This window comes from Serratia sp. BNK-17 (assembly GCF_048684935.1).
GTDB lineage: Bacteria > Pseudomonadota > Gammaproteobacteria > Enterobacterales > Enterobacteriaceae > Serratia > Serratia nematodiphila.
Genome location: NZ_JBLQTR010000001.1, coordinates 2,235,246 through 2,258,935 on the forward strand (window position 1 = coordinate 2,235,246; position 23,690 = coordinate 2,258,935).

The 23,690-nt window shown below is 61.2% G+C and carries 22 protein-coding genes and 1 other RNA gene; 7 read left to right on the forward strand and 16 right to left on the reverse strand.

Annotation, left to right across the window (positions count from 1 at the left end):
- Window positions 1-56 precede the first annotated feature (56 nt).
- Window positions 57-1,475: a glutamate synthase small subunit gene (locus tag ACMGF7_RS10685; protein ID WP_015379170.1), complete on the reverse strand. Its 1,419-nt coding sequence runs from the start codon at window positions 1,473-1,475 to the stop codon at window positions 57-59.
- Window positions 1,476-1,489: 14 nt separating this feature from the next.
- Entirely contained in the window at window positions 1,490-5,950 is a 4,461-nt protein-coding gene (gene gltB / locus ACMGF7_RS10690) for a glutamate synthase large subunit (protein ID WP_164095403.1), read from the reverse strand.
- Between the two features lie 691 nt (window positions 5,951-6,641).
- Between gltB and ACMGF7_RS10695 the strand changes: the two genes are divergently transcribed.
- The 4 genes from ACMGF7_RS10695 to mtgA all read left to right on the forward strand — a co-directional run bounded on the left by ACMGF7_RS10695 (window position 6,642) and on the right by mtgA (window position 11,631).
- A complete protein-coding gene (locus ACMGF7_RS10695; protein WP_075684998.1) occupies window positions 6,642-7,580 on the forward strand; it encodes a TIGR01212 family radical SAM protein in 939 nt (312 codons plus the stop codon).
- A gap of 92 nt (window positions 7,581-7,672) precedes the next feature.
- Complete coding sequence (arcB, locus tag ACMGF7_RS10700) at window positions 7,673-10,012, forward strand: aerobic respiration two-component sensor histidine kinase ArcB (protein WP_015379167.1); 2,340 nt, start codon at window positions 7,673-7,675, stop codon at window positions 10,010-10,012.
- Window positions 10,013-10,249: 237 nt separating this feature from the next.
- Window positions 10,250-10,903 (forward strand): isoprenoid biosynthesis glyoxalase ElbB, encoded by a 654-nt coding sequence (gene elbB / locus ACMGF7_RS10705; protein ID WP_015379166.1) that lies wholly within the window; start codon window positions 10,250-10,252, stop codon window positions 10,901-10,903.
- Window positions 10,900-11,631, forward strand: coding sequence for a monofunctional biosynthetic peptidoglycan transglycosylase (gene mtgA, locus ACMGF7_RS10710; protein ID WP_004937100.1), 732 nt, complete (start codon window positions 10,900-10,902; stop codon window positions 11,629-11,631). Before elbB ends, mtgA begins: the two co-directional genes overlap by 4 nt.
- A 39-nt stretch (window positions 11,632-11,670) precedes the next feature.
- Here mtgA and dolP read toward each other — a convergent pair whose 3' ends face one another.
- The 4 genes from dolP to ACMGF7_RS10730 are packed head-to-tail and all read right to left on the reverse strand — an operon-like array spanning window position 11,671 to window position 15,287.
- Complete coding sequence (gene dolP / locus ACMGF7_RS10715; RefSeq protein ID WP_004937101.1) at window positions 11,671-12,246, reverse strand: division/outer membrane stress-associated lipid-binding lipoprotein; 576 nt, start codon at window positions 12,244-12,246, stop codon at window positions 11,671-11,673.
- A gap of 9 nt (window positions 12,247-12,255) precedes the next feature.
- The gene (gene diaA / locus ACMGF7_RS10720) at window positions 12,256-12,846 is read right to left on the reverse strand and encodes a DnaA initiator-associating protein DiaA (RefSeq protein WP_004937103.1); all 591 of its coding nucleotides are present in this window, start codon (window positions 12,844-12,846) and stop codon (window positions 12,256-12,258) included.
- A gap of 51 nt (window positions 12,847-12,897) precedes the next feature.
- On the reverse strand, window positions 12,898-13,251 hold the full coding sequence (locus ACMGF7_RS10725) for a YraN family protein (protein WP_134942552.1): 354 nt from the start codon (window positions 13,249-13,251) through the stop codon (window positions 12,898-12,900).
- Window positions 13,248-15,287, reverse strand: a complete 2,040-nt coding sequence (locus tag ACMGF7_RS10730) for a penicillin-binding protein activator (protein WP_420286433.1) — start codon at window positions 15,285-15,287, stop codon at window positions 13,248-13,250. The genes ACMGF7_RS10725 and ACMGF7_RS10730 overlap by 4 nt, the downstream gene beginning before the upstream one ends.
- 62 nt (window positions 15,288-15,349) lie before the next feature.
- Between ACMGF7_RS10730 and rsmI the strand changes: the two genes are divergently transcribed.
- Complete coding sequence (gene rsmI / locus ACMGF7_RS10735) at window positions 15,350-16,213, forward strand: 16S rRNA (cytidine(1402)-2'-O)-methyltransferase (protein WP_015379162.1); 864 nt, start codon at window positions 15,350-15,352, stop codon at window positions 16,211-16,213.
- A gap of 41 nt (window positions 16,214-16,254) precedes the next feature.
- Window positions 16,255-16,632: RNase P RNA component class A (rnpB, locus tag ACMGF7_RS10740), an RNA gene on the forward strand.
- 56 nt (window positions 16,633-16,688) lie between these two features.
- Here the strand turns inward: rnpB and ACMGF7_RS10745 are convergent.
- Window positions 16,689-17,390: a pirin family protein gene (locus ACMGF7_RS10745; RefSeq protein WP_004937111.1), complete on the reverse strand. Its 702-nt coding sequence runs from the start codon at window positions 17,388-17,390 to the stop codon at window positions 16,689-16,691.
- A gap of 107 nt (window positions 17,391-17,497) precedes the next feature.
- On the opposite strand from ACMGF7_RS10745, the gene ACMGF7_RS10750 reads away from it, so the two are divergent.
- Entirely contained in the window at window positions 17,498-18,394 is an 897-nt protein-coding gene (locus ACMGF7_RS10750) for a LysR family transcriptional regulator (RefSeq protein ID WP_004937113.1), read from the forward strand.
- A gap of 50 nt (window positions 18,395-18,444) precedes the next feature.
- Here the strand turns inward: ACMGF7_RS10750 and ACMGF7_RS10755 are convergent, their stop codons facing one another.
- The 9 genes from ACMGF7_RS10755 to ACMGF7_RS10795 all read right to left on the reverse strand — a co-directional run bounded on the left by ACMGF7_RS10755 (window position 18,445) and on the right by ACMGF7_RS10795 (window position 23,599).
- Complete coding sequence (locus ACMGF7_RS10755; protein ID WP_004937116.1) at window positions 18,445-19,431, reverse strand: glutathione S-transferase family protein; 987 nt, start codon at window positions 19,429-19,431, stop codon at window positions 18,445-18,447.
- 70 nt (window positions 19,432-19,501) lie between these two features.
- A complete protein-coding gene (locus tag ACMGF7_RS10760; protein WP_420286754.1) occupies window positions 19,502-19,897 on the reverse strand; it encodes a DoxX family protein in 396 nt (131 codons plus the stop codon).
- A 294-nt stretch (window positions 19,898-20,191) separates the two neighbouring features.
- On the reverse strand, window positions 20,192-20,479 hold the full coding sequence (locus ACMGF7_RS10765; protein WP_004937121.1) for a YqjK-like family protein: 288 nt from the start codon (window positions 20,477-20,479) through the stop codon (window positions 20,192-20,194).
- Window positions 20,476-20,877 carry a phage holin family protein gene (locus tag ACMGF7_RS10770; RefSeq protein ID WP_015379160.1) on the reverse strand — a complete coding sequence of 134 codons (402 nt, stop codon included), beginning with the start codon at window positions 20,875-20,877 and terminating at the stop codon, window positions 20,476-20,478. Before ACMGF7_RS10770 ends, ACMGF7_RS10765 begins: the two co-directional genes overlap by 4 nt.
- Window positions 20,878-20,879: 2 nt before the next feature.
- Window positions 20,880-21,185: a DUF883 family protein gene (locus tag ACMGF7_RS10775; RefSeq protein WP_004937125.1), complete on the reverse strand. Its 306-nt coding sequence runs from the start codon at window positions 21,183-21,185 to the stop codon at window positions 20,880-20,882.
- A 164-nt stretch (window positions 21,186-21,349) separates the two neighbouring features.
- The gene (locus ACMGF7_RS10780) at window positions 21,350-21,721 is read right to left on the reverse strand and encodes a DUF1090 domain-containing protein (protein WP_015379159.1); all 372 of its coding nucleotides are present in this window, start codon (window positions 21,719-21,721) and stop codon (window positions 21,350-21,352) included.
- 243 nt (window positions 21,722-21,964) lie between these two features.
- Window positions 21,965-22,339, reverse strand: a complete 375-nt coding sequence (gene mzrA / locus ACMGF7_RS10785; protein ID WP_004937130.1) for an EnvZ/OmpR regulon moderator MzrA — start codon at window positions 22,337-22,339, stop codon at window positions 21,965-21,967.
- The gene (locus ACMGF7_RS10790; RefSeq protein ID WP_004937132.1) at window positions 22,336-23,016 is read right to left on the reverse strand and encodes a DedA family protein; all 681 of its coding nucleotides are present in this window, start codon (window positions 23,014-23,016) and stop codon (window positions 22,336-22,338) included. The genes mzrA and ACMGF7_RS10790 overlap by 4 nt, the downstream gene beginning before the upstream one ends.
- 136 nt (window positions 23,017-23,152) lie before the next feature.
- Entirely contained in the window at window positions 23,153-23,599 is a 447-nt protein-coding gene (locus ACMGF7_RS10795) for a hypothetical protein (protein ID WP_049241480.1), read from the reverse strand.
- Between the last annotated feature and the right edge of the window lie 91 nt (window positions 23,600-23,690).

Genomic DNA, 23,690 nt, shown 5'->3' on the forward strand with positions numbered 1-23,690 from the left:
GGCAGGCTAAAAACAGAGGCCCGGCAATATGCCGGGCCTCTGATGGTACGGAAGGTTTACACTTCGAGGTAGTTCATGATGCCGTCTGCCGCTTTGCGGCCTTCGGCGATCGCCGTCACTACCAGGTCAGATCCGCGCACTGCGTCACCACCGGCGAAGATTTTCGGGTTGCTGGTCTGGAACGCGTTGTCGCTGCCTTCCGGCGCCAGGATGCGGCCCTGTTTATCCAGCTGCACGTCGTGCGCCGCCAGCCAGTCCATGCGGTGCGGGCGGAAGCCGAACGCCATCACCACCGCGTCCGCGTCGATCACGTGTTCGGAACCTGGCACCTGCTCTGCCGTCTGACGGCCGTTGGCATCCGGCGCGCCCAGCTGAGTGCGCACCATTTTCACCCCGGCCACGCGGCCGGCGCTGTTCAGTTCGATGCTCAGCGGCTGCAGGTTGAACTGGAAGTCCACCCCTTCTTCCCGGGCGTTCTTCACTTCGCGCTTGGAGCCCGGCATGTTGGCTTCGTCGCGGCGGTAGGCGCAGATGACCTGCGTTGCACCCTGACGCACCGAGGTACGCACGCAGTCCATGGCGGTATCGCCGCCGCCCAGCACCACCACCCGTTTGCCTTCCATGCTGACGTAAGGCTCGTGCTGCTCGGTTTCATACCCCATCAGCTGCTTGGTGTTGGCGATCAGGAACGGCAGCGCGTCGTACACGCCCTGCGCCTCCTCATTCTCCAGGCCGCCGCGCATCGACTGATAGGTGCCGACGCCGAGGAACACCGCATCGTACTCGCTCAGCAAGGTCTCCATGCTGACGTCTTTACCCACTTCAGTGTTCAACTGGAACTCGATGCCCATCTCGCTGAAGATGCCTCGGCGTTTGACCATCACTTCCTTTTCCAGCTTGAAAGCCGGGATGCCGAAGGTCAGCAGGCCGCCGATCTCCGGATGACGATCGTATACGACCGCCTTGACGCCATTGCGGGTCAGCACGTCGGCGCAGGCCAGCCCGGCGGGGCCGGCACCGACGATCGCCACGCGCTTGCCGGTCGGCTGCACGTGCGACATGTCCGGCTTCCAGCCCATTTCGATGGCCTTATCGCTGATGTAGCGCTCGATATTGCCGATGGTGACCGCACCGAACTCGTCGTTCAGGGTGCAGGAGCCTTCGCACAGGCGATCCTGCGGGCATACGCGGCCGCACACTTCCGGCAGGCTGTTGGTCTGATGCGCCAGGTCCGCCGCTTCCATGATGCGGCCTTCGTTGGCCAGTTTCAGCCAGTTTGGGATGTAGTTGTGCACCGGGCACTTCCACTCGCAGTACGGGTTGCCGCAGGACAGACAGCGGTCCGCCTGGGCCTTGGCCTGGGTTTCCGAAAACGGTTCGTAGATCTCGACGAACTCGATTTTGCGGATCTTCAGCGGTTTCTTTGGCGGATCAACACGCTGCAGGTCGATAAATTGATAAACGTTCTGGCTCATTAATGACCTACCTCTTACTGCGCCTGCACCCGCAGCTCGGCTGCGGAACGGCTACGGTGACCCAACAGCGCTTTGACATCGCTGGACTTCGGTTTGACCAGGGCGAACTTCGGCGCCCACTCCGGCCAGTTGGCCAGGATCTCTTCCGCGCGGGAAGAGCCGGTCGCCTGCACGTGTTCGGTGATCAGGCCGCGCAGGTGCTCCTCATGGATCGCCAGCTGATCGACATCCAGCACTTCCACCAGCTCCGGGTTCACGCGCTTGCGGAACTCGCCGTCTTCGTCCAGCACGTAGGCGAAGCCGCCGGTCATGCCGGCGCCGAAGTTGATGCCGGTTTTACCCAGCACGCAGACGATGCCGCCGGTCATGTATTCGCAGCCGTTGTCGCCGATGCCTTCCACCACGGTGATGGCGCCGGAGTTGCGCACCGCGAAACGTTCGCCCGCGCGGCCGGCGGCGAACAGCTTGCCACCGGTGGCGCCGTACAGGCAGGTGTTGCCGACGATGCTGGCTTCATGGCTGCGGAAGGCGGAACCGATCGGCGGGCGCACCGCGATGCTGCCGCCGGCCATGCCTTTGCCGACATAGTCGTTGGCGTCGCCGGTCAGGGTCAGCTCGACGCCGCCGGCGTTCCAGACGCCGAAGCTCTGCCCGGCGGTGCCGGAGAAGTGCGCCTTGATCGGATCGCCTGCCATCCCCTGATCGCCGTGTACGTTGGCGATCGCGCCGGACAGCATGGCGCCCACGGAGCGGTCGGTGTTGCGAATGTCGAAGTAGAAGGTTTTACCCTGCTTCGCTTCGATGTACGGCTGCGCCTGCGCCAGCAACTCTTTGTTCAGCAGACCCTTGTCGAACGCCGGGTTGCTGCTTTCGGTACAGTACACCGCTTTGCCCGGATGCGGCGTGGCGGTTGTCAGCAACGGCGACAGATCCAGCTTGTTCTGCTTGGCGGAAATGCCGTCCAGCTCGGTCAGGAATTCGGTGCGGCCGATCAGATCCACCAGTTGGCTCACGCCCAGCTGGGCCATGATCTCGCGGGTCTCACGCGCGATAAACTGGAAGTAATTCGTCACGCGTTCCGGCAGGCCGTGGTAGTGATCGCGGCGCAGCTTGTCGTCCTGAGTCGCAACGCCGGTCGCGCAGTTGTTGAGGTGGCAGATGCGCAGGTATTTGCAGCCCAGCGCCACCATCGGCCCGGTGCCGAAGCCGAAGCTTTCCGCGCCCAGGATCGCCGCTTTGACGATGTCCACGCCGGTTTTCAGGCCGCCGTCCACCTGCAGGCGGATCTTGTGGCGCAGGCCGTTGGCCACCAGCGCCTGCTGGGTTTCCACCAGGCCCAGTTCCCATGGGCAGCCGGCATATTTCACCGAGGACAGCGGGCTGGCGCCGGTGCCGCCGTCGTAACCGGCGATGGTGATCAGATCGGCATAGGCTTTCGCCACGCCGGTGGCGATGGTGCCAACGCCCGGCTCGGACACCAGTTTCACCGAGATCACCGCCTTCGGGTTGACCTGCTTCAGATCGAAGATCAGCTGCGCCAGATCTTCGATCGAGTAGATGTCGTGGTGCGGCGGCGGGGAGATCAACGTCACGCCCGGCACCGAGTAACGCAGTCTGGCGATATACGGGGTGACTTTGTCGCCCGGCAGCTGGCCGCCTTCGCCCGGCTTGGCGCCTTGGGCCACCTTAATCTGGATCACGTCGGCGTTCACCAGGTACGCTGGCGTTACGCCGAAGCGGCCGGAGGCCACCTGTTTGATGCGCGACACCTTGTTGGTGCGGTAGCGCGCCGGATCTTCGCCGCCTTCGCCGGAGTTGGAGAAGCCGCCGAGGCCGTTCATGGCGATCGCCAGTGACTCGTGCGCTTCCGGGCTCAACGCGCCGATCGACATCGCTGCCGTGTCGAAGCGTTTGAACAGCGATTCCGCCGGTTCAACCTGATCGACCGGGATCGGTTCGCCTTTCGGCGTGATGGCCAGCAGATCGCGCAGCATGGCGACCGGCCGCTCGTTCACCAGCTTGGCGTAGGCCTGGTAGTCGCTGTACTCGCCGCTGTGCACCGCTTTTTGCAGCGAGTTCACCACGTCCGGGTTGTAAGCATGGTATTCGCCGCCGTGCACGAACTTCAGCAGGCCGCCTTGCTCCAGCGGTTTGCGTTTCAGCCAGGCGCGCTTGGAGAGGTTCTGCAGATCCTGCTGGAAGTCGCTGAAGCTGGCGCCGCCGATGCGGCTGACCACGCCCTGGAAGCACAGATCCGCCAGATCGCGGTGCAGGCCGACCGCTTCGAACAGCTTGGAACAGCGGTAAGAGGCGATGGTCGAGATGCCCATTTTGGACATGATCTTGTACAGGCCTTTGTTGATGCCGTTGCGGTAGTTCAGCATCACGTCGCGGTATTTCTTGTCGATCGCCTGGCTGTCCACCAGCTTGGCCAGGGTTTCATAGGCCAGATACGGGTAGATGGCGGTCGCGCCGAAGCCGAGCAGCACGGCGAAGTGGTGTGGATCGCGGGCGCTGGCGGTTTCAACGATCAGGTTGGCGTCGCAGCGCAGGCTTTTCTCCACCAACCGGGTTTGCACGGCGCCAACGGCCATCGGGGCCGGTACCGGCAGGCGGCCGGGCGCGATGGCGCGGTCGGACAGCACCAACAGCACCGCGCCTTCGCGCACCTTGCGTTCCGCTTCGTCGCACAGGGCGCGAATGGTCTGCTCCAGATCCTGCTGTTGCGGGTCGAAGGTCAGATCGAGCGTCTCGGCGCGATAGTATTCGCCTTCCAGCGTGGTGAGCTGTTTGAAATCGGAGTACAGCAGGATCGGCGATTTGAAGCTCAGGCGGTGCGCCTGGCCTTCGGCTTCGCAGAACACGTTCATTTCACGGCCGATGCTGGTGGCCAGCGACATGACGTGCGCTTCGCGCAGCGGATCGATCGGCGGGTTGGTGACCTGCGCGAACTGCTGGCGGAAGTAGTCGTAAACGATTCGCGGCCGGCTGGAAAGCACGGCGAACGGGGTATCGTCGCCCATCGAGCCGGTGGCTTCCTGGCCAATTTCGCCCAGCACGCGGATCACCTGATCCAGCTCTTCACTGCTGTAGCCGAACTGTTTCTGGTAGGTTTCGAGCTGCGCGTCGTCGAGCTCGCGGCTGCCGACCTGATCGTCCGGCAGATCTTCGAACGGCACCAGGCGTTTGACGTTTTTCTCCATCCACTCTTTATACGGATGGCGGCTTTTCAGATCGTTGTCGGTTTCCGCCGAGTGCAGGATGCGGCCGCTGCGGGTGTCGATCACCATCAGCTCGCCGGGGCCGACGCGGCCTTTTTCCACCACTTCATCCGGCTGGTAATCCCAGATGCCGACTTCGGAGGCGCAGGTGATCAGCTTGTCTTTGGTGATCACATAGCGCGCCGGCCGCAGGCCGTTGCGATCGAGGTTACAGGCGGCGTAGCGGCCGTCGGACATCACGATGCCGGCCGGGCCGTCCCACGGCTCCATGTGCATCGAGTTGAAGTCGAAGAAGGCGCGCAGATCGCCGTCCATGTCCGGGTTGTTCTGCCAGGCCGGCGGCACCAGCAAGCGCATGGCGCGGATGAGATCCATCCCGCCCGCCAGCAGCAGCTCCAGCATGTTGTCCAGCGAGCTGGAGTCGGAGCCGGTTTCGTTGACGAACGGCGCGGCGGCCTGCAGATCCGGGATCAGCGGCGTTTGGAATTTGTAGGTACGGGCACGCGCCCACTGGCGGTTGCCGGTGATGGTGTTGATTTCGCCGTTGTGCGCCAGGTAGCGGAACGGCTGAGCCAGCGGCCAGCGCGGCACGGTGTTGGTGGAGAAGCGCTGGTGGAACAGGCAAATGGCCGATTCCAGGCGCAGGTCCGCCAGATCGAGATAGAAGCGCGGCAGATCCGCAGGCATGCACAGGCCTTTATAGATCGTCACCAGGTTGGAGAAGCTGCAGACGTAGAAACTGTTGTCCTGCACGCGTTTCTCGATGCGGCGGCGCGCCACGAACAGGCGGCGTTCCATATCGCGCGGGCGCCAGCCGGCCGGGGCGTTAACGAAGATTTGCTCGATGCGCGGCAGGGAGGAGAGGGCGATTTCACCCAGCACGTCCGGGTTGGTCGGCACTTCACGCCAGCCGACGATCGACAGCGTTTCGTTTTGCAGCTCTTCTTCCACGATGCGGCGGCTGAGGCGCGCTTCCTCTTCATTCTGGCTGAGGAACATCATGCCGACGGCGTAGTTCTTGGCCAAACGCCAGCCGCGCTCTTCCGCCACCATGCGGAAGAAGCGATCGGGTTTTTGCAGCAACAGGCCGCAGCCGTCACCGGTCTTGCCGTCGGCGAGGATCGCGCCGCGGTGCTGCATGCGGGCCAGCGCGTGAATGGCGGTGCGCACCACCTTGTGGCTAGGTTCGCCTTCTATGTGGGCGATCAGGCCGAAACCACAGTTGTCCCTCTCTTGGGATTTATCGTACAACATATCGTGAACCTCCCCAGGCTCTGCGTGACTCTCACAACCTACTGCGAGGGGGCTTCCCAATTTCAGGCAGAAGTCCAATCAGCAAGTTAACCCCGCCAATCTGCTTTTCCGCCCTCCATCAATGGCCTCTCGTGACGGTCTCACAAGTGGTATAGGACTTGTTTTAAGAGGGAGTCTTCAATTACTGCATAAATATGACGAGACGTTTGCCCGTCCAGAAAGCTTCCAGCGGACTTCCAACTTAGCGAGAAAGAATTCGCAGGTCAAATGTGGGCTTAAGATAGATTCTTATCGAATTGATGACGTTTATTTATTTGAAAAATAAGTGTTTTAATGCATTTTTGCACTATCATGGGGCAACGCCGATCCACTCAGAAGTGTGAGCTGTCTCACTATAGTGCAACCCCTTAATCTCTGCACCATGCTAGTGCGAGGGGTAATGCCAGAATTTTATTCTATAAGATATTGCTTTTTTGATGCTTATGACTATTTTTCACCGTGTTGTCATATTGCCGTTAACGGTTGCGTGACGATTAGAATAATTCATCAGAATTATAGTGAATTGATTTGCATTTATGATGAATAGTTATGCCTGGTGGCGCCTTGCGGGGAAAGCGTTGATCTCTGTCATCGCGGGAAAAGCCGTTTCTTATTAGCATCGCGGCTTTGAACACAGAGAACCACCAAGATTATGCAGTTGCCGCAATTAGTCAATATGTTTGGCGCGGATCTCCAGCGCCGCTATGGCGAAAAGATCCATAAACTCACGCTGCACGGCGGATTCGGCTGCCCTAACCGCGACGGCACGTTGGGGCGCGGCGGCTGTACGTTCTGCAACGTCGCCTCGTTCGCCGATGAGGCGATGCAGCGGCAGAGCATCGCCGAACAGCTGGCGCAGCAGGCCGCGCGGGTCGATCGGGCGCGGCGCTATCTGGCCTATTTCCAGGCCTATACCAGCACCTATGCGGAGGTTGAACGGCTGGAGGCGATGTATCGGCAGGCGTTGGCGCAGAGCGCCATGGTCGGCCTGTGCGTCGGCACCCGGCCGGACTGCGTGCCTGCCGCCGCGCTGGATCTGCTGACGGGCTACCGCGAGCAAGGCTATGAGGTGTGGCTGGAGCTGGGGCTGCAGACGGCGCACGATAAAACACTGAAGCGCATCAACCGCGGCCATGATTTTCGCTGTTATCAGCAGACTGCGCGGCTGGCCCGGCAGCGCGGGCTGAAGGTGTGCTGCCATCTGATCGTCGGGCTGCCGGGAGAAACCCAGCGCGATCATCTGCTCACGCTGCAGCGGGTGACGCAGACCGGCGTCGACGGCATCAAGCTGCACCCGCTGCACGTCGTCACCGGCAGTATCCTGGCGCGGGCGTGGCAGGCCGGGCGGTTGCCCGAACTGGCGCTGGAGGATTACGCCGCCAGCGCCGGGGAGATGATCCGCCATACGCCGGGCGAGGTGGTGTACCACCGCCTTTCCGCCAGCGCCCGCCGGCCGACGCTGCTGGCGCCGCTGTGGTGCGAAAACCGCTGGAGCGGCATGCAGGCGGTCGGCGCTTATCTGCAACGGCACGGCGGGCAGGGCAGCGCGCTGGATGAAAAGTGGCGCTACCGCCCTGGCATGCCGCTCTGAAGTGCAATCTTTGCCACACTTCGGCGTTTGCCGCCTTATCTCACCGCTGTTTTACGGTATGATTCAAAAGATTGTGTCTGATGGGAGCCGCTATGAAGCAAATCCGGGTGTTGGCCCAGTACTACGTTGATTTAATGGTGAAACTGGGGTTGGTGCGCTTCTCGCTGCTGCTGGCCTCGGCGCTGGTGGTGCTGGCGATGGTGGTACAGATGGCGGTGACCATGCTGCTGCGCGGCGAAGTGGAAAGCATCGACGTGGTGCGTTCGATCTTCTTCGGCCTGTTGATCACCCCGTGGGCGGTCTATTTTCTCTCGGTGGTGGTGGAACAGTTGGAAGAGTCGCGCCAACGGCTGGCGCGGCTGGTGGACAAGCTGGAAGAGATGCGCCACCGCGATCTGGAGCTCAATCAGCAGCTCAAAGACAATATCAGCCAGCTGAATCAGGAGATCGCCGACCGTATCAAAGCGGAAGAAGAGCGCCTGCAGGTGATGGAAAAGCTGACGGAAGAGATGGAGCAGCGCGAGCAGGCGCAGATTGAGCTGGGCCAGCAATCGGCGCTGCTGCGTTCCTTCCTCGATGCCTCGCCGGATCTGGTCTACTACCGCAACGAAGACAAAGAGTTTTCCGGCTGCAACCGCGCGATGGAGCTGTTGACCGGCAAGAGCGAGAAGCAATTGATCGGCCTGACGCCGTTCGACGTCTACGGCCAGGAGATCGCCGAAAAGGTGATCGAAACCGACGAGAAGGTGTTCCGCCACAACGTCTCGCTGACCTACGAACAGTGGCTGGTGTATCCCGATGGCCGCAAGGCCTGTTTCGAGCTGCGCAAGGTGCCGTTTTACGACCGGGTGGGCAAACGCCACGGGCTGATGGGCTTTGGCCGCGATATTACCGAGCGTAAGCGCTATCAGGACGCGCTGGAGAACGCCAGCAGGGAGAAGACCACCTTTATCTCCACCATCAGCCACGAGCTGCGTACGCCGCTTAACGGCATCGTCGGCCTGAGCCGCATTCTGCTCGATACCGAGCTGAACGACGAGCAGCTGAAATACCTGAAGACCATCCACGTCAGCGCCATCACCCTCGGCAATATCTTCAACGACATTATCGAAATGGACAAGCTCGAGCGGCGCAAGGTGCAGCTCGACAACCAGCCGGTGGACTTCACCGGTTTCCTGGCGGATTTGGAGAACCTCTCGGGCCTGCTGGCGCAGCCGAAAGGGCTGCAGTTCGTCATGGAGCCGCAGACGCCGCTGCCGCAGCAGATCGTGACCGACGGCACCCGCCTGCGGCAGATCCTGTGGAATCTGATCGGCAACGCGGTGAAATTTACCCAGCAGGGGCAAATTGTGGTGCGCGTGCGGCGCGAGGCGCAGGAGAAGCTGGTGTTCGAAGTGGAAGACTCGGGCATGGGCATCCCGCAGGACGAGCAGGACAAGATCTTCGCCATGTATTATCAGGTGAAAGATCAGCGCGGCGGCCGCCCGGCCACCGGCACCGGCATCGGGCTGGCGGTCTCCAAGCGGCTGGCGCAGAGCATGGGCGGCGACATTACCGTGCGCAGCGAACAAGGGCACGGTTCTTGCTTTACCTTAACCATCAAGGCGCCGGCGGTGCAGGAAGCCGTCAGCGCGGCGCCGGAGGAAGAGGCGCTGCCGTTGCCGGCGCTGCACATCCTGCTGGTGGAGGATATCGAACTGAACGTGATCGTGGCGCGCTCGGTGCTGGAGAAGCTGGGCAACAGCGTCGACGTGGCGATGAACGGCCACGACGCGCTGGCGATGTTCGATCCGGACGAGTTCGATCTGGTGCTGCTGGACATCCAACTGCCGGACATGACCGGGCTGGACATCGCCCGAGCGCTGCGCGAGCGCTATGCCGGGCAGGCGCTGCCGCCGTTGGTGGCCCTGACCGCCAACGTGCTGAAAGACAAAAAAGAGTATCTCGAGGCGGGCATGGACGATGTGCTGAGCAAGCCGCTGTCGGTGCCGGCGCTGACCAAGGTCATCAAACACTATTGGGATCATCAACCTTCTCACACTTCAAAGAAAACGGAGCACAAGGCGATGCAGATTAATGAGTCGTTACTCGATACCGCGATGCTGGAACAGTACATGGATCTGGTTGGCCCGCAGCTGATCCACCAAAGTCTGGAGATGTTCGAACAGATGATGCCGGGCTATCTGGCGGTGCTGGACTCCAACATGACGGCGCGCGATCAGAAAGGCATCACTGAGGAAGGGCATAAGATCAAGGGCGCCGCCGGTTCGGTCGGTCTGCGCCATCTGCAGCAGCTGGCGCAGCAGATTCAAACGCCGACGCTGCCGGCCTGGTGGGATAACGTGCAGGATTGGGTGGATGAGCTGAAACAAGAGTGGCGCAACGACGTGCAGGTACTGCGGGCTTGGGTTGAGAACGCTGAAAAAAAATGACCCCGACCTAAGCCGGGGTGCGCGAATATTGCGCCAACACCAGGGAAATTGTGAACCTGCGTATTGGTTTCAGTGTTCTGGTCGAGCAGGTTGTTGCGAATTCCTAAACATCATACAGCCAACAACATAGCAAATGTAAGCGCTCTTGTTAGAAGATTCATTAAAATGTGTGATGTAGATTAGTGTTTGTCAACTCCGAGCACGAACCAGTTGACAGCAGCGACAGGAGTAAGAGTGATGAAAAAGGTGGGTGTAGTCCTCAGCGGCAGCGGCGTTTATGACGGTACGGAGATCCATGAAGCGGTGCTGACGCTGCTGGCGTTGGATCGTGCCGGCGCCCAGGCGGTGTGCTTGGCGCCTGATAAACCACAACGCCATGTTATTAATCACTTATCTGGTGAGGAGATGGCGGAGTCGCGCAATGTTCTGATTGAATCGGCGCGCATTGCCCGCGGTGCGGTGCAGCCGCTGGCGCTGGCGGAGGCCGCGCAGCTGGATGCGCTGATCGTGCCCGGCGGCTTTGGCGCCGCCAAGAACCTCAGCAATTTCGCCGAAGCCGGCGCGGAATGTTGGGTCGATGAAGATTTGGCGCGCCTGACGCGCGAGATGCATAAGGCCAACAAACCAATTGGCCTGATGTGCATCGCGCCGGCGCTGTTGCCGAAACTGCTGGATCAACAAGCGCGGCTGACCATTGGCAACGATCCGGATCTGGGGGAAGTGATTGACGCCATGGGCGGCGAACCGGTGATTTGCCCGGTGGACGACATCGTGGTGGACAGCGAACATAAGATCGTGACCACGCCGGCCTATATGCTGGCGCCGTCTATCGCGCAGGCGGCCCTGGGCATCGATAAGCTGGTGGCGCGGGTGCTGGAACTGGCTGAATGAGAAAATCGCTCGTCGGATGGCGGCGGCTGCGCCCGTGGTATTGGCTGAAGCGCGGCGTCATCGCGATTATCGGCCTGTGGGTGTTGGGCATTGTGCTCTTCGCCTTCCTGCCGGTACCGTTTTCCGCCGTGATGGTGGAACGGCAGGTCAGCGCCTGGCTGAGCGGCGACTTCGGCTATGTCGCCCATTCGGACTGGGTGTCGATGGACGACATCTCGCCGCAAATGGCGCTGGCGGTGATGGCGGCGGAAGATCAGAAGTTTCCAGACCATTGGGGCTTCGACGTGGCGGCCATTGAAAAGGCGCTCAGCCACAATGAGAAGCGCCCGACGCGCATCCGTGGCGCGTCCACGCTGTCGCAGCAAACCGCCAAGAACCTGTTTTTGTGGGATGGCCGCAGCTGGCTGCGCAAAGGATTGGAGGCCGGGCTGACGTCCGGCATCGAATTGGTGTGGACCAAGCGGCGCATTCTGACGGTGTACCTGAACATCGTCGAGTTCGGCGATGGGGTGTTCGGCGTGGAAGAGGCTTCACAGCGCTTTTTCCATAAGCCGGCCAAGCGCCTGAGCGCGGCCGAAGCGGCGCTGCTGGCGGCGGTATTGCCGAATCCGCATCGCTTCAGGGCCGATGCGCCGTCCGGCTATGTGGTGCAGCGTCAACAGTGGATCATGCGGCAGATGCGGCAACTGGGCGGGGAAGCGTTTTTACGCGAGAACAAGCTGGATTAAACGGGCGGGAACGGCACGGTGCCGCTCCCGCCAGGCGGATTATTTCACGTAGGTAAAGGCGGTCGTGACGTGCTTCACGCCGCTGACCTGGCTGGCGATCTGCGCCGCCGACTGCCCTTCCTGCTGCGTGACCAGGCCCAGCAAGAACACTTCGCCGTTTTCGGTGGTGACCTTCACGTTGGACGATTTCACCGTATCGCTGGTGAGCAGCTGCGAACGCACCTTGGTGGTGATCCAGGTGTCGGAGGACGCGGTGCTCAGGCTGACCGGCGTGCCCTGACGGATTTCGTTATACACTTCGGTCGTGCCTTCCACGCCCATGGCGATCTGCTTGGCGCGCGCGGTGAGATCGGCGTTAGGCGACTGGCCGGTCAACAGCACCTTGCCCTGATAGGCGGTGGCGACCACCCGGGCATCTTTCTTCAACTGCTGGTCTTTGCTCAGGGCGCTTTCGACCCTGGCTTCCAGCGTGCCGTCATCCACCTGGGTCCCTACGCTGCGCGGGTCGGTGGCGGTTTTGGTGGCGACGGCCGCACTGCCGACGACGACGCCGGCGATACAGCCTTGCAACAGCAGGGCGCTGGACAGCACTGCAAATGTGGCTTTTAGCTTCATCTCAGTTCCTTAATCGTCCTGGTGGGGGAATAACGTATTGTCTATCAGGTCGCACAGGCAGTTTACGGTCAGCATATGCATTTCCTGAATGCGCGAGCTGCGGTGCGACGGGATGCGGATTTCGACATCCTGCTGGCCGAGCAGCCCGGCCAGCTCGCCGCCGTCGTAGCCGGTAAGTGCGACGATGGTCATATCGCGCGTCACGGCCGCCTCGACCGCCTTCACAATATCACGGCTGTTGCCGCGGGTGGAAATCGCCAGCAGCACGTCGCCGGTGTGCCCGAGCGCACGCACCTGCTTGGCGTACACTTCGTCGTGCAGCCGATCGTTGCTGATTGCCGTCAGCACCACGTTGTCGGCGTTGAGAGCGATGGCCGGCAGGCTGGGGCGCTCTGTTTCAAAACGGTTGATCATGCTGGCGGCGAAGTGCTGCGCGTTGGCCGCCGAGGTGCCGTTGCCGCAGCACAGGATTTTGTTGCCGTTGAGTAAGGATTGAACCAGCGTCATCGCAGCACGGGAAATGGCGTCCGGCAGTGCTTCCGCCGCCGCGATCTGGGTTTGGATGCTTTCGGTGAAACAGACTTTAATTCTATCCAGCACGTTGTATTAATCCACTAAGTCAAAGGGCCGGTCTGCGCCGCAAAACCCCGATTAATCCGTATTGAAGGCGTTGGGTATCCATTCTAACTGGCTACCGGTAATGGCCAAAACATCAAAACGGCAAGATGATGTGTCAAAACTGGCTCCGCGCCCCGCCAGCCAGACGGCGGCGGCGTGCAGCAACCGCTGTTGTTTGCGAAAGGTGACGCTGGCGGCCGCGCCGCCGAAGGCGTCGTTGCGGCGGTAGCGCACTTCGACGAACACCCAGGTGGTGCCGTCGCGCATGATGAGGTCGAGCTCACCGCCGCGCACCGCGACATTGGCGGCGCAGAAGGTGAGCCCGGCGTGTTCCAGGTGACGGCGGGCCAGTAACTCATAGCCCGCCCCTGAGGCGCGTGGGTTCAAGAGACTGGAACGACCGTGCCCTGACGGTATTGCAGCCAAGGCAGCTTACGGTTGATCACGCAGTTCGGCGACGCGCTCAGCGTACCGGTGGTGCCGGAAACCTGGAAGCCCGGCAGCTGGCGCATTTCAGCAAAGTGGTTGGCCAATGTCCAGGCATCCATCCCCATCGCATACAGGCGCACCAGCGAGTAGTCGTTGCGGAAACGCGCGCTGGCCTGCTGCAGCAGCTGAGGGTTTGAGCCGGCCAGCAGCGGAATATCGCTGAACTGCAGGCCTTCCATTTCCAGACGGAAGTCCGGGCCGGCGCCGGCCTGGTAGCTGCGCGAGCTGGCGTACATCGCCGGCTTGCCGCGCGAGCTGGTGGCCATGTCGATCATCGGTTTGATCAGCGTCAGCTGAGACTGCGTGGCGACGATGTACACCGCGTCGACGCTGCCGCCGGTGGCGGCGGGCACGTCGCTCGGCGGCGCAGGAATGGTCAGCCCGGCGATGGTGACGCTCTGCGGCGCCGGGGCGCTCGACATCGGCGTACCGGTCATGCGGATGCCGCCGCTGTTCACCATTTGGCGCAGCTCGCCGGCGGAGCCGATATCCTGGCGCAGCACAGTTTGCCCGCCTTGCTTCTGCCATTCCTGGTTAAAGGCCCTGGCGACGCGATCGCCGAAGGCGCCGCGCGGCACCAGCAGCAGCGGTTGACGCTTCTGCTGTTCCCAGATGTGGCGGGCGGCGTCGCGGGCTTCATCTTCCGGCGACAGGGCGAAGTAACAGATGTTCAGGTTGTCCTTCGGCGTTTCGGGTTGGTTGAGCGCCAGCACGTTCAGCGTGGTGGTGCTGGCGGACAGCTGATCGACGTTCTCTTTCAGCAGTGGGCCGACCACCAGGGTGGCGCCATCCTGCTGCGCCTGGCTCAGCAAGGCGGCCAGCGGCTGGCTGGTGGTGTCGTACACTTTGACCTGCGCGTTGGCGGCCTGCAGCGGCGTTATCGGCGCGCTGGACGGCGCAGCGGGTTGCGCGGCGGTGACGGCAGGCTGGCTCTCTTGCGCCGAAGGGCTGACCGCGCCGTTGGCGTTGATGTCACCCGTAGCGGCCTGATCGGCTGGCGCCGTTTGAGCCGGCGTGCTGGCCGGTTGCGCGGCTTGAGGCTGCGGCGCCGGCATGGAACCGCCGTTTTTCGCCGCTTCGAAGCCTTGCTGGATAGCGTCGGCGAACACTTTCGCCTGGCCGTTCAACGGCAGCAGTAGGGCGATTTTCGAGGTGGAGGCCTGGGTGAAGTTCAGCACCTGATTCAGGCGAGCCGGCAGCGTTTTGGCCGCCGGGTTATTCGGATAACGGTTCTGCCAGTCTTTGATGCCGGCCTTCAGCAGATCGGGATCCTGCTTGTTGTCCTGATAAACGCGCAGCAGATCCAGCCAGCCTTGCAGCACGTTCTCGTCGGCGTTGATCACCAGGCTGTTCATCTCCTGCGGCGTCAGCTGCAGCAGCGCCTGCCAGGTTTGATCCAGATTGTCCTGGTGCGCCTTGCCGGTCAGCAGCGGCTCCTGGGCGATATAGGCGCGGATCAGCGGCAGCGATGCTTTGCCCTGATTGGCGGCGATCTGCGCCTGGTAGTAGCGCACCTTCTGATTCGGCGACAGCGTGCCGCTGTCCAGGTGGCCCAGCGTGCTGCGGGCGCTGACGTAGCTCTTGTTGGCGATCTGCAGTTCGGCGGTCAGCAATTGGCGTTCGGTCTGCTGCGCGCCGCTGAGATTTTTCGGCAGTTGATTCAACTGGTCGCCGGCCTGCGGCAGTTTTCCTTCACGCAGCAAGGCGCGAATAGCAAGTAATTGCCAGTCAGCCTTGTTATCATCGCTGCTTTGCTGCAACTGCTGCAGGTAGTAATCGGAGCTGGCGCTCGCTTCGTCCTGTATATTGGCGGGCGGCGTTTGCGGGGCCCGACTTGGACAGCCCGCCAGGAAAAGGGCGGCGGCGATGACTGCGGTCAGTCGGACAGGCTTGGAACGCCCTGCTTTGGTACGAACGAATGTTGAGGAAAGCATACTGTATCCAGTGATGTTTTTTTCAAGATGCTCAATATTAAATCGGCAACCCGGATGAAACAATGAATCAACACCAACAATCAGTCATTTCTGCATCAACGCTGTATGTGGTGCCCACCCCCATCGGCAATCTGGGCGATATTACCCACCGTGCGTTAGAGGTACTGAAAAGCGTTGATCTGATCGCGGCGGAAGATACGCGCCATACCGGATTGCTGTTGCAACACTTCGCGATCAACGCGCGTCTGTTCGCGCTGCACGATCACAACGAACAGCAAAAGGCCGAGCAACTGCTGGCGAAACTGCAGGAAGGCCAAAGCATTGCGCTGGTTTCCGACGCCGGCACGCCGCTGATCAACGATCCCGGTTATCACCTGGTGCGCCGCTGCCGCGAGGCCGGCATTCGCGTGGTGCCGCTGCCGGGCGCCTGCGCCGCCACTACCGCGCTGTGCGCCGCGGGCGTCGCTTCCGACCGTTTCTGCTACGAAGGTTTCCTGCCGGCGAAAACCAAGGGGCGCAAGGATACGCTGATGGCGCTGGCGGAGGAACCGCGCACGCTGATTTTCTACGAATCCACCCACCGCCTGCTGGAAAGTCTGCAGGACATGGTCACCGTCTGGGGCCCGCAGCGCTATGTGGTGCTGGCGCGCGAGCTGACCAAAACCTGGGAATCCATCCATGGCGCGCCGGTGGGCGAGCTGCTGGCGTGGGTGCAGGAAGATGAAGTGCGCCGCCGCGGTGAGATGGTGCTGATCGTCGAAGGCCACAAGGCGCAGGAGGATGCGCTGCCGCTTGAGGCGCTGCGCACGCTGGCGCTGCTGCAAAAAGAGCTGCCGCTGAAAAAGGCGGCGGCGCTGGCGGCGGAAATCCACGGCGTGAAGAAAAATGCGCTGTATAAGCACGCGCTGGAGCAACAACAGCCGTAAAGCGGTTGACCTGCCGCCGCCGCGACGCTACTATCCGCGCCGGAGTTGACCAGACAGTCGCCGCTTCATTGCCGTCCTCTTCGGGGAGACAGATGGAGGGGAGGAAAGTCCGGGCTCCATAGGGCAGGGTGCCAGGTAACGCCTGGGAGGCGCAAGCCTACGACTAGTGCAACAGAGAGCAAACCGCCGATGGCCCGCGCAAGCGGGATCAGGTAAGGGTGAAAGGGTGCGGTAAGAGCGCACCGCGCGGCTGGCAACAGTTCGTGGCACGGTAAACTCCACCCGGAGCAAGGCCAAATAGGGGTTCACATGGTACGGCCCGTACTGAACCCGGGTAGGCTGCTTGAGCCAGTGAGCGATTGCTGGCCTAGAGGAATGACTGTCCACGACAGAACCCGGCTTACCGGTCAACTCCCTCGACAAAAGAAAACCCCGCGCAACGCCTGTTGCGCGGGGTTTTTCGTTTTCGGCCGGCTTACACCGGCAGGTCAATCAGCAGCGCGCGCAGCGGCGTCTCGGCGCGGATCGTCAGGCGGTTTTCCTCACGCACGAAGGCGCCGTCGCCGCAGGTCAGGCGTTGCGCTTCGTGGCGCTCGCCGGTAGCGGCGATGGTGCCGTGAATCGATTGCAAATAGGCGCGCGGCCCGTTAATCGTCAGCGTTTGTTCTTCGCCCGGCTGCAGATCGAGATGGTGGATCCAAACCTGCTGGCGCAGCTGCAGGCTGCCCTGCGCGCCGTCCGGCGAGGCCAGCAGCAGGTTGCCCGCCGCCGGCAGCGCCAGGCGCTGCACCCGCTCGTTGTTGCGTTCCGGGCAGGCGTCCAGCCACAGCTGCAGGCGGGTCAGCGGCGTATCGCTGCTGACGTTCTGTTCGCTGTAACTCAGGCCCGGCTGGGTGGCCAACAGCAGCGCTTCGCCGGCTTTGGCGCGCGCGGTGTTGCCGTCGCTGTCGCGGTATTCCGCCTCGCCCTGCAGGATCAGGTTCAGGATATCCACGCTGGGATAGGTGCGCGGCTGGAACGACGCGCCCGGTGCCAGCACCTCCTGATTCAGCACCCGCAGCGACGCGTAGCCCATCAGTTTGGGATCGAAGTAGTGACCAAAGGAAAAGGTGTAGCGAGCCTGCAGCCAACCAAAGTCAGCTTGCCCGCATTGTTGTGCTGTTCTGCATGTAATCATGGCAATCGGCTCTCTAAATTCATTATCCAAATGGTAAGCATCTGGACGTCGGATTGTTAGCCAGTTAATCTGGTCGGCATATTCAAATTTCCTGACAGAGGGATGTGATGGCCAGAGATCGGGCGCTCACGCTTGAGGCGCTGAGAGTGATGGACGCGATCGACCGGCGTGGCAGTTTCGCCGCGGCCGCCGACGAATTGGGCCGGGTGCCGTCGGCGCTCAGCTACACCATGCAAAAATTGGAAGAAGAATTGGACGTGGTGCTGTTCGACCGTTCGGGCCACCGCACCAAGTTCACCAACGTCGGGCGCATGTTGCTGGAGCGCGGGCGGGTGCTGCTGGAGGCGGCCGATAAGCTGACCACCGACGCCGAGGCGCTGGCGCGCGGTTGGGAAACCCACCTGACCATCGTCAGCGAAGCGCTGTCGCCGCCGAGCCTGCTGTTCCCGCTGGTGGACAAACTGGCGCTGAAGGCCAACACCCAGGTGTCGATTTTCACCGAAGTGCTGGCGGGCGCCTGGGAGCGGCTGGAACAGGGGCGCGCCGACATTGTGATCGCGCCGGACATGCATTTTCGCGCGTCGTCGGAGATCAACACCCGCAAACTGTACAAGGTCATGAGCGTTTATGTTGCCGCGCCGGATCATCCTATCCACCAGGAGCCGGAGCCGCTGTCTGAGGTGACCCGCGTGAAGTACCGCGGCATCGCGGTGGCGGATACCGCCCGCGAGCGCCCGGTGTTGACCGTACAGCTGCTGGACAAGCAACAGCGCCTGACGGTGAGCACCATTGAAGACAAACGCCTGGCGCTGCTGGCCGGGTTGGGGGTGGCGACCATGCCGTATCCGATGGTGGAGAAAGATATCGAGGCCGGACGGCTGCGCGTGGTGGGGCCGGAATACAGCCGCGAAGCCGATATCATCATGGCCTGGCGGCGCGACAGCATGGGGGAGGCGAAAGCCTGGTTCCTGCGCGAAATTCCGCGCCTGTTCGCGCAGCGCTAACGTCGGTTGGATGACATCCCCTTGCCGGGCGGCAAGGGGATTTTTTTGCCTTAGCCGAAGCGCTGGTCGCGGCCGTGCGGCTCGTCCAGATCCTGCGCCGGCCCGATGGAAATGATGCCGTGCGGGTTGATGGTGGCGTGGCTGCGGTAGTAGTGGTTGCGAATGTGCGGCAGGCTGACCGTTTCGGCGATGCCCGGCATCTGGTAGATGTCGCGCAGGAAACCGTACAGGTTCAGATAGTCGCTGATGCGGTGTTTGTCGCACTTGAAGTGGGTGACGTACACCGGATCGAAACGCACCAGCGTGGTCCACAGACGCAGGTCGGCCTCGGTCAGCCGATCGCCGGTCAGGTAGCGATGTTGCCCCAGGATCTGCTCAAGGCGCTCCAGCGCGTTGAATACCCCGTTGACCGCTTCGTCATAGGCTTCCTGGCTGGTGGCGAAACCGGCCTTGTACACGCCGTTGTTCACTTGATCGTAAATCCAGCCGTTCAGCTCATCGATCTTACCGCGCAGATCGGTCGGGTAGTAGTCCCCAGCCCGAGCGCCGACGCCGTCAAACGCGCTGTTGAACATGCGGATGATGTCGGCGGATTCGTTGCTGACGATGGTTTGCCGCTGTTTATCCCACAGCACCGGCACGGTCACGCGCCCGCTGTAGTGCGGATCGGCCCGCAGGTAGATCTGGTACAGGAAGTCGGCGTGATACAGCGGATCGCCGGTGGTTTCAGGAAAATCCTGGCCGAAGGTCCAGCCGTTTTCCAGCATCAGCGGGTGCACCACCGAGACCGGAATAATCTGCTCCAGCCCTTTCAATTTGCGCATCAGCAGCGTGCGGTGCGCCCAGGGGCAGGCGAGAGAAACATACAGGTGATAACGGCCCGCTTCGGCCTGAAAGCCGCCCGCGCCGTGTTCGCCGGGCTGACCGTCGGCGGTCACCCAATTGCGAAACTGAGCGGTTGAACGTTTGAAACGGCCGCCGGTAGATTTCGTGTCATACCAGATGTCTTGCCAAACGCCATCGACGAGTTGTCCCATGGGAATCTCCTTGGTGTCCGAGTGAAAAACGACAGGGCCCGGCATGCCGGGCCCTGAATGACAGTTTAGATTACCATTTCTTGTTCAGAAGACGGTCGATGCTGAAGTCGCCCGGGCCTGCGATCGCCAACACGATGAAGCCGCCGGCGATGGTCAGGTTTTTCATGAACATCAGCTGGTTTACGCCTTCCGCAAAGTCAGTGTGGAACAGCAGCGCGGTCAGGATGGTGAAACCGGCAGTGAACAGCGCCACGGTGCGGGTCAGGAAGCCGAACAGGATCGCCAGACCGCCGCCAAACTCCAGCAGAATGGTCAGCGGCAGCAAGAAGCCAGGCACGCCCATCGATTGCATGTACTGTTGGGTTCCGGCATAAGCGTCACCCATTTTGCCGTAGCCTGCCACGATAAACAGGATTGGCATCAGAATACGAGCAACCAACAAACCTGTATCTTCTAATTTTTTCATCATCTACTCCAAAGTGTTTTTGTATGCCTGTTCGGCGGAAGCCATGTCAACGAGCGGTATATCAGGACATTCGCCCTGTCCGGCTCGTATCGTATTGATGGAGTGAATGTTAAGCGGGAAGTGCTCAGGTTGTTAGCAAGTAAAACTGTCGTAATTTTTCAAAAAATCTGAATCTTTAGCGTGCTAATAAACTGACGCTTGTCAGCAGGTTGCCCAGCCCTCGGGATAAACAGCGCTGTTTTAAGGGGAAAACGAGGGCAGAGCAACAGGATGTTTGAAGGAAAAACGCGGGGCTTACTTGGCGGAGAAGGTCTTTTTAAACAGTCGGATAGCGCTCCAGGCACCGAAAGCGCGACGCGACCAGCGGATCATCTTGCTGGGGTGGCGGATGCCGTACAGCGCCATAACGCTGGAACCGAGTACCAGATAGCGGCGCAGGCCAAAAACGGTCTGCCAGCCGCGGTCAATGCGTTCGGTTTTTTCCAGCCACAAAGACTTGTGTTCGGCCAGATCCAGACGCTGTTGCTGGATCTGGCGAATCAGCCTCTCTTTTTTCCATTCCAGGTAGCGGCGGCGGCTCATGGCTCGCGCTCCAGTTCGGCGCGGTCGAGTTCCAACTGCTTGCGCGTGGCGCCCAGCAGCGTGGTGCGACGGGCCTTGACCAGCGTCCAGATGGTGCCGACCACGGCCAGAAACAGCAGCACGCCAGTGGTGGCGCCCAGCGCCACCAGCCGGTAGACCGGATCGATGGCCCAGAAGATCAGGATCAGCAGGCTCATCAAACCGAAGGCGGTGAACAGCAGTGTCATACCGGCCATGATCAGCAGCTGAATGAGGTTGGCTTTCTCCTCTTCCAGCTCGACCACCGCCAGCCGGACACGGGTTTCCACCATGCCGACCAGGATCGTGATGATGCGCTGACCGATATCCAGAACCCCTTTGGCGGGGCCCTGCGCGCGCACTTGCGGTTGTTCAGCCATGATTAGCGACGCGCGAGCAGCACGCCCAGCACCACGCCGACCGCCGCGCCGATACCGATGCCGGTCCACGGGTTGTCGCGCACATAGTCGTCGGCCTGGCCGGCGATCTGTTTGGTTTGCGAAGCCAGCTTGTCACCGGCGTCGCTCAGGCGAGCGCGGGTCTCTTTCAGCGCGCCTTCCGCCTTCGAACGCAGCTTCTCCAGCTCGGCTTTCGGCTTGTCGGTGGAGGAGTTCAGCACTTCCTCCAGCGTATCGGCTAAGGACTTCAGTTCAGCGCGTAAGTTTTCTGCATTTGAATCATGTGCCATGTGATTATTCCTTAACGTTTATTTCGACAGACTTTTAACATAGCGGATTTTTTCGCCGGAGCAAAGGGGTGATGGCCAGCAGATAACACCAGACATCAATTCCATATGCTTAAGAAATCCCGTGTGATGGGGCTCTCATCGATAAATCCGCTGGTGTAAAAAAATTATTCCGCCTGGGCGCGTTTCAACTCAGCTTGCGCTTCCGCCAGCTTTTGCTGCTTCTTGGCGACCTTGTCCAGCTTGCCGGTTTGCTGCGTTTCTTTCAGCTCCTGCCGGCGTTCTTCGACCTTGCGCTGTTTCTCTGCGATGTTTTTCTGGCGTTCGGCCTGCAGGCCGGCTTCGGTGCAGTGAGTCTGCACTTCGCTCAGCGCTTTTTTCAGCCCGTCCACGCGGTGGGTGTTGCCGTGTTGGGTGGCGTAGTCGATTTGCTGTTGGATGTTTTGCGCTTTGGCGGCGCAACCGCCCTCTGCGGCCGAAGCGAGGGCCGGCAGCGTGCAGAGTGGCAACAGCAGTAACAGGGAGTGGCGTAATTTCATCTTTCAGTTCCTTGTTCATGGGATGCCTGAACAGGCATCCGCTTTCCTGGCTGCCGAAGGCGGCAGCGCGAGAGGAGGGCGTTCATCGCCGGCTGAAGTTACCCTTCAGCATAGTCATGAAACCGGCGAGCCCCCAAAGAATCAGCCGTGACCCAGTGCTGACTGATTAATTCTTGAGCTAATCGATGCGAATGAAAATGAAGATTATGGCAATGAAAGGAAACCCCTTCATATGAAGGGGGATTATCCCAGATTGAGCGGGGAGCGCGCAAATTCGCGCACCCAATGCGACGGCACGGGGGACTCGCTCAATGCGATGTGGTAACCGGGTGGCAGAATGGTTTGCAAAGCTTCGCGCGCCAGCAACTGCTGCTCCGGCGAATCCAGACGGATGACCAGGCCATCGCCTTCCGGCGTAATGCTTTTGATGCGGATGCCGCGTTCATCCAGGCGCTGGTAGACATAAAAGCCGTCGGGCAGCGACAGCCCTTGCTGGCTGGCGCGGATGCGCAGCTCGCTCTCGGTGCGCACCATGCAGGGCACCAACAGCGTCGCCAACGCCAGCAGGGCGAGCGCGATCATCAGGACGTATTGCCAGCGCGGGCGCTTTGCTGTCACGCCCCTTTCCCCGGATTCTGGCTGTTGGCGCGCTTCTTGCGCCACAACACGATCAGCGAGCCGACCAGCCCGACCACCAGCAATACCAGCGGCAGCATCATCAGGCAGAACATCAGCTGATCTTCATACTTGCGGAACACCGGAGTTTTCCCCAGGGCGAAGCCCAGCGTCGTCAGGATCAAGACCCACAGCAGGCCGCTCATCCAGTTGAAGAACTGGAAGCGTGCGTTGCTCAGGCCGGACAGGCCGGCGATGGTCGGCAGCAGGGTGCGCACGAAGGCCAGGAAGCGGCCGACCAGCAGGGCGGAAAGGCCGTGACGGTGGAACAGGTTATGTGCACGCTGATGGTAGTGGGCCGGCAGATGCGAAAGCCAGCCTTGCACCGTTCGCGTATTGCCGAGCCACCGGCCTTGTATATAACTGACCCAGCACCCCAGGCTGGCGGCGACGGTCAGGATAACGATGGTCAATGGGAAGCCCATGGTGCCTTTGGCGATCAGCACGCCGACCAGGATCAGCAGGCTGTCACCCGGCAGGAAAGCGGCCGGCAGCAGGCCGTTCTCCAAAAACAGGATCATGAACAGCAGGATGTAGAGGGTCCACACCAACGAAGGGTTCGCCAGCGTCTCAAAATCCTGCTGCCATAAGGCATGTATCAGTTCTTTAATGATGTCCATCCGGTGTTCCTAAAACGTCATTGTTTATTTTTATCTCAGCGGCGGAGCGGGCGTGAGCTGAAAGCGCGCGGCGATCCTGAGTGCTGATAACGATGAAACGGCGTTGCTTTAAGGTTTCTAAGCGATGCGACACCGGTCATAGGTGGTAAGTCAGCGTGCCACGGTACTGCATGTTGCTTTCTTTCCAGCCGGCCTGCCGACTTTGTTGCCTGGAGGCGTCCAGCATCCAGTCGACCTGGGCAAGCCGGTTGGGGGCCGGGGTGTCCTGGCGGGGGAAACGAATTCGGTAGCCCGGCTCTGCGGCCAGGGTATAGACCGGCGCCGGCAGGGAGGACGCGAGCAGCGAACCGGGGAAAGAGTACGCTCTGGGCAGCAGCAGCGGCAACTTGCCGGGGGCTTTGCGGCGCGCTTCGGCCGGCGCCCGATACACATGATCATAGGGGGAAAGCGCCGGCTCCGCCAGCGGCGGCAGGCTGCTCAGCGCGTTGGGGGTGGGCTTGGATGACGCCACGCATAGCTGTTGGCCGGAGACCGAACCGGTCCAGCAGAAAAGAGCAATCAGCATGGCAAACAACCAGCGCATTTATTCGCGTCCCGCCCCCGCAGCAATGGGTAAAAAAGTGGGCTAACTCTACCAAAATAGCACGATTGGCAACAGGGAAATCTACGTTGCC

Coding starts and splice junctions, on each gene's coding strand:
- ACMGF7_RS10685 (WP_015379170.1), bottom strand. CDS start 1,475: ATGAGCCAGAACGTTTATCAATTTATCGACCTGCAGCGTGTTGATCCG.
- gltB (WP_164095403.1), bottom strand. CDS start 5,950: ATGTTGTACGATAAATCCCAAGAGAGGGACAACTGTGGTTTCGGCCTG.
- ACMGF7_RS10695 (WP_075684998.1), top strand. CDS start 6,642: ATGCAGTTGCCGCAATTAGTCAATATGTTTGGCGCGGATCTCCAGCGC.
- arcB (WP_015379167.1), top strand. CDS start 7,673: ATGAAGCAAATCCGGGTGTTGGCCCAGTACTACGTTGATTTAATGGTG.
- elbB (WP_015379166.1), top strand. CDS start 10,250: ATGAAAAAGGTGGGTGTAGTCCTCAGCGGCAGCGGCGTTTATGACGGT.
- mtgA (WP_004937100.1), top strand. CDS start 10,900: ATGAGAAAATCGCTCGTCGGATGGCGGCGGCTGCGCCCGTGGTATTGG.
- dolP (WP_004937101.1), bottom strand. CDS start 12,246: ATGAAGCTAAAAGCCACATTTGCAGTGCTGTCCAGCGCCCTGCTGTTG.
- ACMGF7_RS10730 (WP_420286433.1), bottom strand. CDS start 15,287: ATGCTTTCCTCAACATTCGTTCGTACCAAAGCAGGGCGTTCCAAGCCT.
- rsmI (WP_015379162.1), top strand. CDS start 15,350: ATGAATCAACACCAACAATCAGTCATTTCTGCATCAACGCTGTATGTG.
- ACMGF7_RS10745 (WP_004937111.1), bottom strand. CDS start 17,390: ATGATTACATGCAGAACAGCACAACAATGCGGGCAAGCTGACTTTGGT.
- ACMGF7_RS10750 (WP_004937113.1), top strand. CDS start 17,498: ATGGCCAGAGATCGGGCGCTCACGCTTGAGGCGCTGAGAGTGATGGAC.
- ACMGF7_RS10755 (WP_004937116.1), bottom strand. CDS start 19,431: ATGGGACAACTCGTCGATGGCGTTTGGCAAGACATCTGGTATGACACG.
- ACMGF7_RS10760 (WP_420286754.1), bottom strand. CDS start 19,897: ATGAAAAAATTAGAAGATACAGGTTTGTTGGTTGCTCGTATTCTGATG.
- ACMGF7_RS10765 (WP_004937121.1), bottom strand. CDS start 20,479: ATGAGCCGCCGCCGCTACCTGGAATGGAAAAAAGAGAGGCTGATTCGC.
- ACMGF7_RS10770 (WP_015379160.1), bottom strand. CDS start 20,877: ATGGCTGAACAACCGCAAGTGCGCGCGCAGGGCCCCGCCAAAGGGGTT.
- ACMGF7_RS10775 (WP_004937125.1), bottom strand. CDS start 21,185: ATGGCACATGATTCAAATGCAGAAAACTTACGCGCTGAACTGAAGTCC.
- ACMGF7_RS10780 (WP_015379159.1), bottom strand. CDS start 21,721: ATGAAATTACGCCACTCCCTGTTACTGCTGTTGCCACTCTGCACGCTG.
- ACMGF7_RS10790 (WP_004937132.1), bottom strand. CDS start 23,016: ATGGACATCATTAAAGAACTGATACATGCCTTATGGCAGCAGGATTTT.
- ACMGF7_RS10795 (WP_049241480.1), bottom strand. CDS start 23,599: ATGCGCTGGTTGTTTGCCATGCTGATTGCTCTTTTCTGCTGGACCGGT.